Source organism: Pseudomonas sp. FP2294 (assembly GCF_030687625.1).
Taxonomy (GTDB): Bacteria; Pseudomonadota; Gammaproteobacteria; order Pseudomonadales; family Pseudomonadaceae; genus Aquipseudomonas; species Aquipseudomonas shahriarae.
This window is the reverse complement of sequence record NZ_CP117441.1, coordinates 2,208,126-2,223,003: the sequence shown is the minus strand read 5'-3', so window position 1 is coordinate 2,223,003 and position 14,878 is coordinate 2,208,126. Positions and strand designations below refer to the sequence as shown.

General features: G+C 64.3%; 18 protein-coding genes. 9 read left to right on the top strand and 9 right to left on the bottom strand.

Annotation, left to right across the window (positions count from 1 at the left end; genetic code table 11):
• Window positions 1-19: 19 nt before the first annotated feature.
• Window positions 20-412 carry a type II secretion system minor pseudopilin GspI gene (gene gspI, locus PSH73_RS09850; protein ID WP_057959137.1) on the top strand — a complete coding sequence of 131 codons (393 nt, stop codon included), beginning with the start codon at window positions 20-22 and terminating at the stop codon, window positions 410-412.
• Here gspI and PSH73_RS09845 read toward each other — a convergent pair.
• Window positions 399-830, bottom strand: coding sequence for a type II secretion system protein N (locus PSH73_RS09845; protein ID WP_057438721.1), 432 nt, complete (start codon window positions 828-830; stop codon window positions 399-401). The genes gspI and PSH73_RS09845 overlap by 14 nt on opposite strands.
• A 90-nt stretch (window positions 831-920) precedes the next feature.
• On the opposite strand from PSH73_RS09845, the gene gspH reads away from it, so the two are divergent.
• Both gspH and PSH73_RS09835 read left to right on the top strand, forming a co-directional pair.
• Window positions 921-1,382: a type II secretion system minor pseudopilin GspH gene (gene gspH / locus PSH73_RS09840; protein ID WP_198792319.1), complete on the top strand. Its 462-nt coding sequence runs from the start codon at window positions 921-923 to the stop codon at window positions 1,380-1,382.
• Window positions 1,379-1,987 carry a type II secretion system protein GspJ gene (locus tag PSH73_RS09835; protein ID WP_057438723.1) on the top strand — a complete coding sequence of 203 codons (609 nt, stop codon included), beginning with the start codon at window positions 1,379-1,381 and terminating at the stop codon, window positions 1,985-1,987. The genes gspH and PSH73_RS09835 overlap by 4 nt, the downstream gene beginning before the upstream one ends.
• A gap of 31 nt (window positions 1,988-2,018) precedes the next feature.
• On the opposite strand, the gene PSH73_RS09830 is transcribed toward PSH73_RS09835, so the two are convergent.
• The 3 genes from PSH73_RS09830 to PSH73_RS09820 are packed head-to-tail and all read right to left on the bottom strand — an operon-like array spanning window position 2,019 to window position 4,156.
• Window positions 2,019-2,939 carry a DUF4880 domain-containing protein gene (locus PSH73_RS09830; protein WP_305462362.1) on the bottom strand — a complete coding sequence of 307 codons (921 nt, stop codon included), beginning with the start codon at window positions 2,937-2,939 and terminating at the stop codon, window positions 2,019-2,021.
• A gap of 36 nt (window positions 2,940-2,975) precedes the next feature.
• Window positions 2,976-3,521: an RNA polymerase sigma factor gene (locus PSH73_RS09825; protein ID WP_057438724.1), complete on the bottom strand. Its 546-nt coding sequence runs from the start codon at window positions 3,519-3,521 to the stop codon at window positions 2,976-2,978.
• Window positions 3,518-4,156, bottom strand: a complete 639-nt coding sequence (locus tag PSH73_RS09820; protein WP_057959149.1) for a secretin and TonB N-terminal domain-containing protein — start codon at window positions 4,154-4,156, stop codon at window positions 3,518-3,520. Before PSH73_RS09820 ends, PSH73_RS09825 begins: the two co-directional genes overlap by 4 nt.
• 233 nt (window positions 4,157-4,389) lie before the next feature.
• Here PSH73_RS09820 and PSH73_RS09815 point away from each other — a divergent pair, with 233 nt between their 5' ends.
• A complete protein-coding gene (locus PSH73_RS09815; RefSeq protein ID WP_305462360.1) occupies window positions 4,390-4,677 on the top strand; it encodes a hypothetical protein in 288 nt (95 codons plus the stop codon).
• A 12-nt stretch (window positions 4,678-4,689) separates the two neighbouring features.
• Here the strand turns inward: PSH73_RS09815 and PSH73_RS09810 are convergent, their stop codons facing one another.
• Window positions 4,690-5,208 carry a cysteine hydrolase family protein gene (locus PSH73_RS09810; protein ID WP_198800238.1) on the bottom strand — a complete coding sequence of 173 codons (519 nt, stop codon included), beginning with the start codon at window positions 5,206-5,208 and terminating at the stop codon, window positions 4,690-4,692.
• Window positions 5,209-5,557: 349 nt separating this feature from the next.
• Between PSH73_RS09810 and PSH73_RS09805 the strand changes: the two genes are divergently transcribed.
• The 5 genes from PSH73_RS09805 to PSH73_RS09785 all read left to right on the top strand — a co-directional run bounded on the left by PSH73_RS09805 (window position 5,558) and on the right by PSH73_RS09785 (window position 9,920).
• On the top strand, window positions 5,558-6,277 hold the full coding sequence (locus tag PSH73_RS09805) for a response regulator transcription factor (protein ID WP_057959131.1): 720 nt from the start codon (window positions 5,558-5,560) through the stop codon (window positions 6,275-6,277).
• Window positions 6,274-7,614 (top strand): sensor histidine kinase, encoded by a 1,341-nt coding sequence (locus PSH73_RS09800; RefSeq protein ID WP_169961366.1) that lies wholly within the window; start codon window positions 6,274-6,276, stop codon window positions 7,612-7,614. Before PSH73_RS09805 ends, PSH73_RS09800 begins: the two co-directional genes overlap by 4 nt.
• Before the next feature lie 212 nt (window positions 7,615-7,826).
• Window positions 7,827-8,114: a DUF3649 domain-containing protein gene (locus PSH73_RS09795; RefSeq protein WP_057445152.1), complete on the top strand. Its 288-nt coding sequence runs from the start codon at window positions 7,827-7,829 to the stop codon at window positions 8,112-8,114.
• Window positions 8,111-9,649 (top strand): PepSY domain-containing protein, encoded by a 1,539-nt coding sequence (locus PSH73_RS09790; RefSeq protein WP_305462358.1) that lies wholly within the window; start codon window positions 8,111-8,113, stop codon window positions 9,647-9,649. Before PSH73_RS09795 ends, PSH73_RS09790 begins: the two co-directional genes overlap by 4 nt.
• Window position 9,650: 1 nt before the next feature.
• On the top strand, window positions 9,651-9,920 hold the full coding sequence (locus PSH73_RS09785) for a DUF3325 domain-containing protein (protein WP_178112945.1): 270 nt from the start codon (window positions 9,651-9,653) through the stop codon (window positions 9,918-9,920).
• A 936-nt stretch (window positions 9,921-10,856) separates the two neighbouring features.
• Here PSH73_RS09785 and PSH73_RS09780 read toward each other — a convergent pair.
• The 4 genes from PSH73_RS09780 to hisC all read right to left on the bottom strand — a co-directional run bounded on the left by PSH73_RS09780 (window position 10,857) and on the right by hisC (window position 14,873).
• Entirely contained in the window at window positions 10,857-11,924 is a 1,068-nt protein-coding gene (locus tag PSH73_RS09780) for an NAD(P)-dependent alcohol dehydrogenase (protein ID WP_057439040.1), read from the bottom strand.
• Between the two features lie 213 nt (window positions 11,925-12,137).
• Window positions 12,138-12,644: a GNAT family N-acetyltransferase gene (locus PSH73_RS09775; RefSeq protein ID WP_057439041.1), complete on the bottom strand. Its 507-nt coding sequence runs from the start codon at window positions 12,642-12,644 to the stop codon at window positions 12,138-12,140.
• 59 nt (window positions 12,645-12,703) lie between these two features.
• On the bottom strand, window positions 12,704-13,714 hold the full coding sequence (locus PSH73_RS09770; RefSeq protein ID WP_057439042.1) for a PLP-dependent cysteine synthase family protein: 1,011 nt from the start codon (window positions 13,712-13,714) through the stop codon (window positions 12,704-12,706).
• A gap of 37 nt (window positions 13,715-13,751) precedes the next feature.
• Entirely contained in the window at window positions 13,752-14,873 is a 1,122-nt protein-coding gene (gene hisC / locus PSH73_RS09765; protein WP_057959216.1) for a histidinol-phosphate transaminase, read from the bottom strand.
• Window positions 14,874-14,878: the final 5 nt, after the last annotated feature.

Here is a 14,878-nt window from a genome sequence, read left to right as displayed (position 1 = left end):
TCCCGGCATTGAGCAAGCCATGCGCGCCCGCAATAGGAACCAAGGTTTCACCCTGATCGAGGTGCTGGTGGCCCTGGCGATTATCGCCGTGGCCATGGCGGCGGCGGTGCGGGTGGCGGGGTTGATGACCCAGAGCAATGGCCTGTTGCGCGACAAGTCCATCGCCATGCTGGCGGCCCAGAGTCGCCTGGCGCAACTGCGCCTGGAGGGCCGCGCCGGCCCCGGGCGCAAGACGTTCGAGTGCGACCAGGGCCGCTTGAAACTGCGCTGTGAACAGGTGGTGGCAGGCGCTGGCGACCTGTGGAAAGTCAGCGTGCAAGTGCTGGACGCCACACGCGAGGCGCCGCCCCTGGCGCGCCTTGAGACCCTGGTGGGCCGCGCGCCGGCGTTAAAGCAGGTTACGGCCGAGTGAGCCGGGGCAAGGCCGGGGCATCGGGCAACTTGTCGAGGTTGACCCGGACCTTTTCAGCGCCGCGCTCGATCACCACCCCGTCGCCCTCGATGGCCGCCAGGCGCACGCCGGGGCTGAGGCGCTCCCCCGCTAGAAAACTGCGCGGCGGCCCGTCGTTGAGGCTGAGAATTGCCACCGCGCCCTGGGCGCCGGCCAGCACCCCGGAGACCTTGATCTGCAGGGCCGCCGGCATGTCGGCAAACCATTGCAGCGCCGGGTTATCACTGCGCGCCGCCAATGCCTGGGGGGCAAGCGCCGGGGTATGGGACTCGGCAGACGTCAGCAACAACGGTGTCCATGTAGCGACCCCGGCCAGCGTCGCCAGCACGGCCAGGGCCTGGATGCCGTGGGCGGCAGATACGCGATGGATGAATGCCATGGGCGGGACCTCCTGTTTGTCCGTGCAGACAGCCTACAGGGCAATTCTCACGGTTTTATTTCAGTGGCAGATCCCGTTGAGGGCACACCCATGACGAATCGCCGGCAACAGGGGTTCACCTTGATCGAGTTGATGGTGGTGCTGGTGATCATCGGCATTGCCAGCGCGGCCATCAGCCTGAGCATCAAGCCCGACCCCTTGCACCGCTTGCGCAAGGACGCCGAGCGCCTGAGCCAGGTGCTGCAGATCGCCCAGGCCGAAGCCCGTGCCGATGGCCGCACGATCACTTGGCGCGCCGATGCCAAGGGCTACCATTTGAGCCGCCGCCGCGACGATGGCCGGGGGCTGGAGGACTTCAAGGATGACCCACAACTGCGCCCACGGGCCTGGGATACCACGCCGATGCTGGTGCGGATCGAACCCCGGCAGACCCTGGTGCTGAATGCCGAATGGATCAATCCGCCGCTGCAGGTGTGGCTCTCGGACGGGCAACACGGCCTCAGCCTGCAACGTGATGCAGCCGGCACCTTGCGCGTGGTGAGCCAGCCATGAACCGCGAGCAGCAAGGCTTTACCCTGATCGAAGTGATGGTGGCGATCATGCTGATGGCTGTGGTCAGCCTGATTGCCTGGCGCGGCCTGGACAGCGTGACCCGCGCCGACGCCCACTTGCAGGCCAGCACCGAACAGACCCAGGGCCTGCTGCGCGCCCTGAACCAGCTGCAACTGGACGTCAGCCTGCGCGCCGGGGTGGAACTGGCTGCGCCACCCACCGAGGACCAGCCTCCCGCCGCCGACGCCTTGCCGGCGGTGACCGTGCGCAGCTCCGACAGCCAGGGCTTTCGTCTGGAGCTGATCCGCAGCGCGCCAACCCCCGGCGACGGCCTGCAACGGGTGCGGTGGTGGCTCAAGGGCGACACCTTGTACCGCGCTGCCGCACCGGCGCGGGATCGCTATCCGCTGCCGGCGCCCAAGGAGGCGGTGGCGGTGTTGAGCCAGGTCAGCGACCTGCAAGTGCGGGTGTGGGACAACGAGAAAGGCTGGCGGCAGTTGAGCGGCAATCGCCAGGACAATCCATTGGGGATGGAAATCACCCTGGTGCGCCAGACGCCCCAGGGGGTGGAGCGCTATCGCCAGGTGCTGGGGCCGTTGGACTGAAGCTGTGGCGAGCTGGCTCCCTTCTCCAGGGCTAGCTGAGCAACACCACCCCACCCGGCAGTTCCGTGCATTTGGCCCCATAGGCATCGCGGATCAGCAGCGCCACGCCTGGCAGTTGTTCGAGACTGAAGCGCGCCTGGACCCGGCGCTTGCCCAGTTCGCGGTTGAGCAATACCAACATCCCTGGGCGGTAGCGGTTGATCTCGTCGATTACCGTATCCAGTGTGGCGTTATTGAATACCAGCACCTGTTCCCGCCAGGCGATCACGGCTTCGGTGTCCACCGTCACCACGGGGCCCAGCCCGGCCGCGTCGTAGGTCAACTGGCGCCCGCTGTCCAGGCGCACGCTGCGCCCCTGCACTTCAACCGCCAGCCAGCCTTCAATGCAGGTCACACACACACTGTGGTCGGTGTTGCGCACATTGAAGCGCGCCTGGCTCGCGCTCAGCCAGCCCGCCCCTGCCTGTACGGTCAGCGGCTGTGCCAGCTGCACCTCGACCTCGCCTTCAAGCAATTCGATGCCCTGCTCGCGCCGGCTGATGCGGGTCTGGGTGTTGAGCTCCAGGCTGATGCCCTCGCGCAAGTCCACCCGCCGCTGCTCGCCCACTGCGGTGTGGTAGTCGGCGCTCAAGCCGGCAAAACCACCGGGCACGCTGATGTGCACCATCACCAGGGCCGCCGAGGCCGCAAGCGCCCCGCCGAGGAACGCCCGCCGGCCAAAGTGCCGGGGGGCCTGGGCCTCGGTCAGCGCCGGGGCCAATTGTTGCCACAGTCGCTTGGCCTGTTCGAAGGCCTGGGCATGCTCGGGGCTCTGGGCGCACCACTGGCGCAGGGCCTTGGCATCGGCCACGGTTGCCTGGCCCGAGGTCAGGAGGACCAGCCAGTCGCGCGCTTCACCGTGCAATCGGCTGTCGGGCGTGTCCCGGGCAGTGGGAAAGCTAAAAATATTCAAGCGCGCAGGTACTCACGGATTATCAGGGACTCAACACTAAGACGGTTTTCCGGCGCCGGGACCGAACCGCTGGATGACTTTTCTTTCCAGACGCTGGGCGCAATGCCCCAGGGCGGCCTTGATTTCCTTCTCGACCATGCGTGTGGAAATGCCGAAACGCTGGGAGATTTCCAGGTGTGGCGCTTCCTCCAGGCGCGCGGCGATAAGGATCTTGCGCCGCCGGGCAGGCAGTTCGTAGAGGGCTTTGAGCAGGGACTGGATTTCTTTCTGGCCACCCACCACCCGCGAGGGGTCCAGGGCTTCATCGCTGATATTGAGCAACTCCTCGACTTCGCTGCCGGTCAGCAGGCGGGCATCGGCCTGGCGCCGGTCGGCCGCAATGTTCAGGGCCATGCGGTACAGATAGGCATTGGGTTGTTGCAGGTTCGCCGGCATGTCCATGCGGTCGACCCGCAGGTAGGTTTCATGCAGGACGTCATTGGCCAGATCCTCCGACCCCAGGCGCTTGCGCAAACGCACCTTGAAGTCCTCGTAGGAGGCCAGGAACAACCTGACCATTGGCGTGTGCCCGGTATCCTTCATGCCCCGGAAGCTCCTTGCCGTGCTGTGCATTCCATGCGTTTTCCTGTGGTATCGGGCATTAAAAGCAGGGTCAACGGCAACCGCATCGAGCTGGGTGCCGGGCGCTCTATCCATGTGCTGCCGAGGCTGCGCACCAGCGCTTCATCACGCAGTACATCGCCAGTGGAGCTGACCAGGCGGCTGTGTTCAATCAATCCGTCACGGTTGACCCAGACCTGCACCAGCGCCCGAAAACTGCCGGGGCGAGTCAAGGGTGAACGGCACAGGCTGGCTTCGACGGCCTGCTGCACGGCGCTGGCATAACTGCGGTTGAGCCGTGCGGCGTTACGTGGCGACACCCCGCGACTGGCCAGCGGCTGGCTGACTTCAGGCACCTGCAGGGTGAATGCATCACTGCGTGCGTAACGTGCCATCAGGCCACTCCCTGTCAGTAACAGGCCCAGGGCCTGCTGGGCGCTGTAGTGCCCGTGCACACTCATCGAACGTCGTCCATCGCTCAACTCGCGGTCCACCAGCACAGCCATCCCGGTGGCCCGGCTGAAAGCTTCCAGGGCGGGCGCCAGGTCTTGCGCAGGCAGATCCAGGCGCAACAACGGCGGCTCCCCCGCTTGCACCCTGGGCAGTGGCAGCCACATCCAGGCCAACAGCAAGACCAGGCAGCAGTGCGTGCGCCTCCAAGCCCACCGTTCGACCCCTGCTCTGCCTTGTTGCACGGCTGCCGTGTCCTGGGAAAAGCGTCATCCTGAGGCCAATTTATGAACCTGATGTTACGGTGATGGCAAAAAAAACATCACGGTTTCGCCAGCGCCACCGGGCTAGACTGGCAGGCACTAGCGGCCCACTCCCCAGGGCCTGCCAGGAGGCTCTGATGAAGCGGTTGCTGATGCTGTTGTTATGCGCGGGCCTGGCGTCGACCGTGCACGCCGAGGAAACGCCAGGCGGTTGTGTCGAGGCCAGGGTGGATGGGTACAAAGCGCCTGACTATGGATGCCTGAGCCAGCAGATGGGCGCTAAGGCAGCGCAGAAAAACCGCGAGGCGCGGGAAAAACCGGTGCACCAGCGGCCGCCGAACCAGATTGGCTTGTCGACGCTGGCGGCGACCAGTGTGCGGATGGGCAATACGTTCGGTACGGGGGTAAAGCCGCAGCGGCCGTGATCTGAGGGCCTGCTAGAAGCGCCACTCCTCGGCCCTAACCAGTTGGCAGAACGGCCCATCCAGCGTGGCATTGTGATGAGCGACGATATGCTCGGCTTTCATCACGGGAGTGTCCGAACAGGTATGGCCATCGGCGATAAGTACCGCATCGAAGCCAAGGTCACGGGCAGCGCGGCAGGTGCTGTCGACGCAGTATTGCGTTTTCATCCCGGTGACCACTACACCGCTAGCGCCGCATGCGCGCAACTGGTCAGCCAGGTCGGTCGACTCAAAGGCGTTGGGCCGGCGCTTTTCGAACACCTTTTCGCTACCGAGCAACTTCAGTTGCGGTACCACCTTCGTCAGCGGGCTGCCGGGTTCGATGGGCGAGCCCACGGGCCCGATATGGCGCGCCAGAAAAATCGGCGCACCGGCGTGGCGGGCCTTATCCATCAGGCTATTGAGTGTTTCCAACAACGCTTCGCAGCGCCATGGTTTTTCCGGGCCGTGAACTAGCCCGACTTGCATATCGAGAATCAACAGGGCGTACATGGGTGCATCTCCTTGCGTTTGAGCCAGCGACACAAGGACAAGAAAAAAGGCCCTGTCCATCGCTGGCGGGCCTTTGAAGTTCGTCTGCTATTGGCTCACGAAACCTCGCACGCTCCGCTTGCAGCGGTCGTGGTGGTGGTCGTCGAGGTGAGGCAATAGGCAGTCATGCGTCGACACTAGCAATACCGCAACGCCCTGACAAGCCAGGATCCTGGAGCTCCCCCCCGAGCTGCAAACGTGTTCAGTGCTTAAACCGAAAATGCGGCAATAAAGCGCAGTGGATAGGAATATGTCGGGACTTTTGCCAGAATGCGCAACTTAGAAACATTCGCATTCGCAGGAAATTCCCATGCACGCCCCCCACCCGCTCCCCGCTGCGCGCCGCATCCTTGCCGTCGAGGATGACCCGTTGCTCGCCGCCCACCTGCACAGCCACCTGGGCCAGCGTGGCTTCGAGGTCACGTTGCGCCAGGATGGTGGAGGGATTGTCGAGTTGGCGCGTACCCAGGATTTCGACCTGATCCTGATGGACATCATGCTGCCCGGCAGCAGCGGCCTGGAGGTGCTCGCGCAACTGCGGCGGCATCAACGGGTACCGGTGATCCTGATGTCGGCCCTCGGTGCCGAGCAGGACCGCATCACCGGTTTCAGCCAGGGCGCCGACGATTACCTGCCCAAGCCGTTCAGCATGTTGGAGATGGATGTGCGCATCGACGCGATCCTGCGCCGGGTGGCCTATGAACATGAGGTGCCTGGCACGGCGCGCAATGAAGATCCGCAACTGACGTTCGACGAACAGCGCACGGATGTGCACCTGGATGAACAGTGGGCCGACCTGACTACCACCGAATACCGCGTCCTGGAAACCCTGGTGGCCCATGCCGACGAGGTGCTGACCAAGGCATTCCTGTATCAGCAGGTCATGCACCGCGCCTATTCGCGGCATGATCGCAGCCTGGACATGCATGTCAGCCGTATCCGCCGCAAGTTGCAGGCCATCGGCTACACCGCCGGGCGCGTGGAAACGGTCAGGAGCACAGGCTATATGCTGACCCGGCTGGAGCCATGAGGCTGCCCAACCGCCACTCGCTGTTGTGGAAATTGATCGGCTTGCTGGCGGTGCTGTGCCTGCTGGTGGTCAGCCTGCAAGTGGATGTGAGCCGGCGCATCTACGAAGCCACCGCGCGCTTGCCCGCCCCCACCCGTTACATCCTCAGCGAGTACTCACGCCAGGCCGAAATTGCCTGGCGCGAACGCGGTGCAGTGGGGGTCGATGAGTTCCTCAAGAATCTGCGTGCCCAGGAGCAGGTATGGGCGGTGATAGTGGACGACCACCAGTCGCTGTCCTCCCAGGCTTTGACCACGATCGAGCGGCGCAAGCTGGATTTTGTACGCCAGATCGACTGGCCAGTGGGCCGCCCCGGCGGGCGGCCGACTTTCTATATTCCGTTCAGCGACGGTGCAGCACGCCTGGTCATGGAGTTGCCACTGCACCTGGACCCCCGCCAGGGCCGTGGCCTGTGGGACATTTTGCTGCGCCAGGTACTGCCGACGTGCCTGGCGCTATTGTTTGGTGTGCTGTTGTACCGGGTGCTGATTTCGCCGCTGGTGATCTTGCGGCGCCAGGCCAATGCCCTGAGCGCCGGCGACCTGGCGGCGCGGGTCGGGCCCCAGGTGACGCACCGCCGTGACGAACTCGGTGAATTGGCCCGGGCCTTCGACCACATGGCCGAGCGCCTGGAAAATACCGTGGTCCTGCAACGGCGCCTGCTGCGGGACTTGTCCCACGAACTGCGCACGCCCTTGAGCCGGCTGCGGGTGGCCGGGGAGCGCGAGCCCGATCCAAATGCCCTGCGCCAGCGCCTGGAGCGCGAAGTGCAAGGCATGGAACGCTTGATCGGCAGCACTCTGGAGCTGGTCTGGCTGGATACCGAACGCCCGGCGATGCCCGTGGAAGCGGTCGAGATGGAACCGTTGTGGGACTTGCTGCGCGAAGACGCCTGCTTTGAAAGCGGCTGGCCGCGGGAGCGCCTGCCCTGCGAACTGCCCGCCGACTGTTGGGTGCTGGGCAACCTCAATGGCCTGGCCCAGGCCCTGGAAAATATCCTGCGCAATGCCATCCGCCATTCCCCCGAACACGGTGTGGTGCGCTTGACCGGAGCATTGGAGGGCGATTTCTGGCACTTGTGCATCCAGGACCAGGGCCCAGGGATCGAGCCGGACAAGCTGGAGCAGATCTTCCTGCCCTTCACCCGCCTCAACGCCGCCCGCCCCGGCGGTGATGGCTATGGCCTGGGGTTGTCGATTGCGCGCAGCATCGTGCAGTTGCAAGGCGGCCAGTTGTGGGCACAGAACACCACGCCCGGGCTGTGCCTGCACCTGCGGCTCAAAGTGTATAAGTTGTAAATTGCGTTTACTCCCATATGAGAATCACTAGCATTCGAGCCATACGTTTCTTGTGACCCACTCGGTCTATGTGGGAGCTGGCTTGCCTGCGATGCAGACGCCTCGGTCTAGCAGGTCATTCCGAGGAGATGCCATCGCAGGCAAGCCAGCTCCCACACAAGCCTGCCCCCCAGGGCGATGGTGTTGCCTGGTCTGATGCTGATGAGCCCTCCATGAAAAGCAAATCCCCTGCCTGGCCGACCCTCTCGCGGGTAGTCGCCGCGCTGATCGGCGGCTACCTGTTTACCTATGCGTTTACCGCCGCCCTGGCGCGCCTGTTGCCCATGGACAAGGTGGATGCCCTGGTGGTCGCCAGCCTGCCGTCCTTCTTGATCTACACCCTGGCGATCCTCTGGGCCTTTGCCTGTCGCAACGCCTGGCGTGCGTGGGCCGGGATGGCCCTGGCGCTGCCCCTGGCTGCCGTCGGTTTCTGGCCACACTGGCGCGAGGTGCTGGGATGAAACACAAGACTCTGACACAGGCCATGGCCTGGCTGCATACCTGGAGCGGGCTGGTGTTCGGCTGGCTGCTGTTTGCAATCTTCCTGACCGGCACCCTGGCGGTGTTCGACAAGGAAATCGACGGCTGGATGCGCCCGGAAATCCCCACCGCGACCCTGTCGCAAAGCGCCGCCGCGCAGCAGGCCCTCGACTACCTGGCGCGCCAGCACCCCGAGGCGAAGACCTGGAACATCGGCCTGCCCGGCGAACGCTCCGACACCCTGACGGTATCGGCCGGCGAACAACGACGTGGCGGCGGCACCGCGCTCGACCCACACACCGGCGAGCCCTTGGCCGTGCGCGAAACTGCCGGGGGCGGGTTTTTCTTCCGCTTCCACTTTACCCTCAACCTGCCGCGCGACCTGGGGATCTGGACGGTCGGCCTGGCCGCCATGGCGATGCTGGTCGCGTTGGTCAGCGGGATCGTGATCCACAAGAAATTCTTCAAGGAGTTCTTCACCTTCCGCCCCGCCAAGGGCCAGCGCTCATGGCTGGATGCGCACAACGCGACAGCGGTGCTGGTGCTGCCCTTTCACCTGATGATCACCTATACCGGGCTGGTGATCTTCTATTTGATCTACATGCCGGCGGCGGTGGACGCGCTGTTTGACGGTGACCGCGACAACCTCTTCCGCGCCCTGCGTGGCGCGCCCGCCGAACAACAAGTGCGCGGCGAACGCCCCAAACACAGCGAAGCAGCCGAGCTGACGGCACTGGAACCGCTGCTGGCCGAGGCCGAGCGGGCCATGGGGCCGGTGTCCAGCTTGTCGATCCACAACCCCGGCCGCAGCGACGCACGCATCGAGGTACGGCCGGTACTGGGCAACCGCATCGAGCTGACCAAGGGCCAGAGCATGCTGTTTGACGGGGTCAGCGGTGCCGTCCTGCGCCAGCCTGCGGTCAGTCGGCCCAGCCTGTTGACCCAGAAGGTCATGGCCGGCCTGCACTTTGCGCAGTTCGGCGGCTACTCCATGCGCTGGTTGTACTTTGTCTGCGGCCTGGCCAGTTGCGCAATGCTGGCAACCGGCGTGGTGCTGTTTACCGTCAAACGCCGCCGGCGCCATGATGGCGAAGGCGCTGTGGGCGCCCTGCTCTACCACATCGCCGAACGCCTGAATGTGGCGGTGGTGGCCGGGCTGACGGTGGCATGCGTGGCCTTGTTGTGGGCCAACCGCTTGCTCCCGGTGGAACTGGCCCAGCGCGGTGGCTGGGAAGTGCGGGTGTTTTTCCTGGTGTGGCTGTTGAGCCTGGGCCACGCGATTGTCCGCCCCTGGCGCAGTGCCTGGCGCGAGCAACTGGGCCTGGCGGCAGTGCTGTGTCTCGGCCTGCCGGCCCTGAATCTGCTGGGGGAAAGCCTGGGGGATTACGTCTACCTGGAATTGACCAGCGTCGCCCTCGGCCTGCTGCTGGCCTGGCCGTGCTGGAAGCTGTACCAGGCGCCCAAGGAACGCAGCACCCGGCGCGTGGCCAAGCACGCTGTAGCGGAGGTCAATTGAGATGGCGTTGATAGGCGCGTTGTTGCTGGCCTGCGCAGGGATGGCGGGGTTGTGCCTGGGCTTGGAGCGCCATTACAAACAACTTATGCAGCGCCTGCCCTCGCCGGTGCTACGACGTGGCCTGCGAGTGCTGGGCTGGGGGATGCTGGCGGCGAGTTTTGCCGTCAGCGTACTGGGGTGGGGCTGGGCCATGGGGCCGGTGGCGTGGTTCGGCTTGATTTCGCTGGCTGGGCTTGGCGTGGTGTTTCTGTTGCCCTACACCACCCGCTGATGGGCCAAAAAACCTTGTAGGGGCTGGTTTGCCGGCGATTGCGCTGGGTTGTCCGATACATACGGCGACTGATACACCGCCATCGCGGCATAGGTATCTACACAGCTCTTTTCTGGGGTTTTGTACATATCCGTTGCTGCGGTTACGGCCACTTAGGGTTCCGCCCTTACGGCGGCTCACTTTGGAGAAGCGCCAAAGTAAGCAAAACGCTCTTGCCCCACCACTCGGTGCCTCGCCTAGGCTCGGCATGCCCGCAGTCAGGCATTGCTCCGTGGGCCCGCCGCGATCGGCCATCCATGGCCGTGTCGCGGCTACCCCGGCATCCATGCCGGGGTGCCCACTGCGCAATACCTGCCTGCGGCCATCGTGGTTTAACGGGGCGCCTAAGATCAAAAGCAGAGCAACAGCAGAGCCAGAGCGCGAAGCTGCATTCCCCCCTGTGGGAGCTGGCTTGCCTGCGATGGCGGTGTATCAGTCGATAAATGTATTGGCTGATGCACCGCCATCGCAGGCAAGCCAGCTCCCACAGGTATATGCGTACATCTCGACGATCAGGTCGGCTGTCAGGCCGCCTCGCTTTGCTTTTGATCTGAGGCGCCCCGTTAAACCACGCTGGCCGTCATGCGATTTTGATTTGGGGGGTAAACCGGCAGGACGCCGGTTTAGCCGCGCTGGGCCATGGATGGCCCAGCGCGGCGGCCCCCCAAATCAATGTCGGATGACGGGCACACCGAGCCTAGGCGAGGTGCCGAGTGGTGGGGCAAGAGCGCTTTGCTTACTTTGGGGCTCTTCCAAAGTGAGCCGCCGTAAGGGCGGAACCAATAGCCGCCATAACCGCAACAACGGATATGTACACAACCCCAACAACCCAAAAAGAGCGCTGCGTAAAGACTCATGACCATCACAAACAACCCAGCGCCCACCGCCAGATTAAGGTCAGGCCGCCTGGATCTCGCGCTTGAGGCTGTCCATGTCGATCACAAAACGGTACTTCACATCGCCCTTGAGCATGCGCTCGTAGGATTCGTTGATGCCCTGGATATCAATCATCTCGATCTCCGAGACGATCCCGTGCCGGGCGCAGAAGTCCAGCATGTCCTGGGTCTCCTGGATGCCACCAATCAATGACCCCGCCAGGCTGCGGCGTTTGAAGATCAGGTTGAACACCGAAGGCGACGGGTGCGGGCTGTCTGGCGCGCCCACCAGGGTCATGGTGCCGTCGCGCTTGAGCAGGTTGAGGAACGCGTCCAGGTCATGGGGCGCGGCCACGGTGTTGAGGATGAAATCCAGGCTATTGGCGACCTTGGCCATTTCGTCCGGGTTCTTCGACACCACCACCTCGTCAGCCCCCAGGCGCAGGCCGTCTTCGCGTTTGTTCGGCGAGGTGGTGAACAACACCACATGGGCGCCCATGGCATGGGCGATTTTCACCGCCATATGGCCCAGGCCGCCGAGGCCGACCACGCCGACCTTCTGTCCAGGGCCGACCTTCCAATGGTGCAGCGGCGAGTAGGTGGTGATCCCGGCACACAGCAGCGGCGCCACGGCCGCCAATTGCGCCTCATCGTGGGAAATGCGCAGGACGAACTTCTCCTTGACCACGATATTGTCGGAATAGCCGCCAAAGGTGTTTTCACCGCCAAACACCGGGCCGTTGTAAGTGCCGGTAAAGCCGTTCTCGCAGTACTGCTCCTCGCCCTCGGCGCAGGATGCGCAGTGCTGGCAGCTGTCGACCATGCAGCCGACGCCGGCCAGGTCACCGACCTTGAAGCGGCTGACATTGGCCCCCACCGCCGTCACCCGGCCGACGATTTCATGGCCCGGCACCGATGGGTAGAGGGTGTTGTTCCACTCATTGCGCGCCGTGTGCAGGTCGGAGTGGCACACTCCGCAGTAGAGGATGTCGATTTGAACATCGTCGGCCCCGGGGGCGCGGCGCTCGAAGGTAAAGGGTTTGAGGGCGTCCTTGGCGTCACGGGCGGCGTAGCTGTAAGTCTTGGCCATTGCGGTCACCTCTTTGCGTCGACATTGAAGGTCAGTTGACCAGCATAGCCGCCCAACCGTTCAACCCACGTAAATCAGCGGTAATTCAAACAAACACATACCCTCTGTGGGAGCGGGCTTGCCCGCGATAGCGGTGGGTCAGTACCGAACACATCCACTGATACACCGCTATCGCGGGCAAGCCCGCTCCCACACGAGTCCGCACGGACTGCGTCAGTGAACAACCGCCCGGGTCACCAAAAAGCTCAGCAACTGCGGCTCATCATCCAGCTCGATGGCCTGCACTGGGCGCGGCAGGTTGTCCAATACGCTGCGCCAGAACGCCTGGGACGCCTCGTCCTGGTCATAGAACCGCACCAGCCAGTCCGTCTCGCCGCTGGTCAACACCTGGGTGGCCAGGGCGCGGCCTATGCCCTTGCGCCGATAGCGTTTCAAGATAAACAGGTCAGCCAGTTCCAGGGCATTGATCCCCGGCAGCTCGCTGCGCTCGATCAACAGGAAACCGGCGATGTAACCGTCCACCAGCAGCAGATTGGCGCTCCATTGCGGCTCTTGCCAGTAGCGCGCCAGGTGTTCCTCGTGGATATAGAAACGGCCGTCCTGCTCGACGTCTTCCTGCTCCCAATCGGAGGATTCATAGGCATAAAACTGGTAGAGGTTGCAGATCAGTTCGGCCTGTTCAGGGCCGGTCTGGATCAGTTCGACAGTGGTGTCACTCATGGCGGGGCTCACGCAGGCGGGGCGCCACAGTAGCGAAGGCCGGCGCCCCAGGCAAGCCGCTAGGCTTGCTGTTTGACCTGGGGCAGCGCGCTCAACCATTGCTCAAGCTCACGATGAACCTGGGGCGCCAGCAGTTGCCGATCCGCCATCCATTGGTCGTTGAACACCGTGTCGAGGTATTTTTCGCCGCCATCGCACACCAGTGCCACGATCACGCTGTGGGCCGGGGCATGCCAGGCCTCGCGCAGGGCCTGGTAGATCACCCCGCCGGCCGAGCCGCCGAGCAGCAGACCGTAATGCCGCGCCAGGTAGCGCGCGGTTTCGAAGGCCTGGGCGTCGCTGACAGTCAGGCCTTTGTCGATCAACGCGTAGTCGACCACGGCGCCGATTTCTGCGCCCTCCGGGGTGCCGGTTCCGGACTGATGATACGGCGCACCGGGGCCGCCAAAGATCACCGAGCCGCAGGGTTCGACGCCGATCACCTGCAGGCCATGGGCATGGCGTTTCAAGGCACGCGCAGTGCCGCACAACGAGCCGCCGGTGCCCACGGCGCCCACCAGGTAGTGGATTTCATCGCCCAGCACTGCGCGCAATTCCGCTGCCAGCTGCGTGTAGCCATTGGCATTGGCCGGGTTGTGGTGCTGGCGGGTCCAGTAGGCGCCCTGCTCCGTGGCAATACGCTCGGCGGTAGCATCGCGGTCGGCGGTGGACAGCCCGCCACCGGGGTCGCCGACCCGCACCAACTGCGCACCAAAGGCTTGCATCGCCCGCAGTTTGTCGGGGCTGGCGTGTTCGTCGACCACGGCAGTGAAGCGGTAGCCGCGCTCGGCGGCCAGCAGCGCCAGGCCCAATCCGGTGTTGCCCGAGGTCGACTCGACAATCCGCCCACCCGGCTTGAGCTGCCCCGAGGCCTGCGCCTCGTCGAGCATCTGCCGGGCCATACGGATCTTGGCGGTGCCGGTGGGGTTGAATTGTTCCAGCTTGAGCAGCACGCAGCTGCCGTTTTCAGTGACGCACAATTTGAGCAGCGGTGTATCGCCGATCAGTTCGGACAGGCAAGTCTTGATCATGACAACCTCTGGGCAGTATGAAAAACCGGCGCGGCGCTTACCCGGCCAGGGTCGCGACGGCGCGTTGCAGGCTGGCGAGAAACGCCTGGTTTTGCTGGGCCAGGCCCAGGGACACGCGGATAAAACTGGTGTATCCCGGCTCGCGCCAGGCCTTGACGATGATCCCGTCCTTGAGCAATTCGTCGACCACCTCCAAGGCGTTGCAAGCGGTGTCGATAAACAGGAAATTGGCCTGGGACGGCGCCACGCGAAAACCCGCAGCCTGCAACCCCTGGGTCAGGCGTTGGCGTTCGATGGCGACGAATTCGCGGCTGCGAATCACGTGTTGCGGGTCCAGCCAGGCGGCCTTGGCGGCCTCCTGGGCCGGTTGATTGACGTTGTACGGCGTGCGCACCCGGTGCAGCGCATCAATCAGGCTGCGGTGCGAAGCGATGCCATAGCCGATCCGCAGCCCCGCCAGCCCATACGCCTTGGAGAACGTGCGCAGGATGATCCACGGCCGCGACTGCGCGTCGAGGATCGCCAGGGCGTCAGCCGCGTCCTCGACGAATTCGAAATACGCCTCGTCGATCACCAACAAGGTGTCGGGGTGAGCGGCGGCGACCAGCGCCGTCAGTTCAGCGCTGGACAGCGCCGTGCCCACCGGATTGCAGGGGGTGCTCAGCATCAACAGCTTCGCCGGTTGCTCGAGGGCCGTGGCCCAGGCCTGCAGGTTAACGCTGAAATCCGGGTTGAGCGGCACCTTGTCCACCGTCGCGCCCATCATCAATGGCAGGCTTTCATGCAGGCTGAAACAGGGCTGCTGGGTCACCACCCGGTCCTCGGGATCGAGCAGCGCCAGGCACAACAGTTCGAGGATATTTTCCGAGCCGTTGCCGAGGATGACCCGCGCCGGGTCCACATCCAACTGGCCACCGATCAGCTGCCGCAGGGCCCGGCCACTGGGGTCGGGGTAGCGTTCCAGCCCTGCCCCGCCATGATGCGCCAGCATCGCCGCAGCAGCCGGCGACATGCCCAGCGGGTTTTCGCAGTTGGACAGCTTGATCACCGTCGGCGTACCGAGCTGGTGTGGATCGGCGCCCGGGTCGTACAGAGGCAAACGCCGCACGCTGGGGCGCACCAACGCCTCGACGCGGTGTGCAGGGTCGTCTTGATGCATGGAAC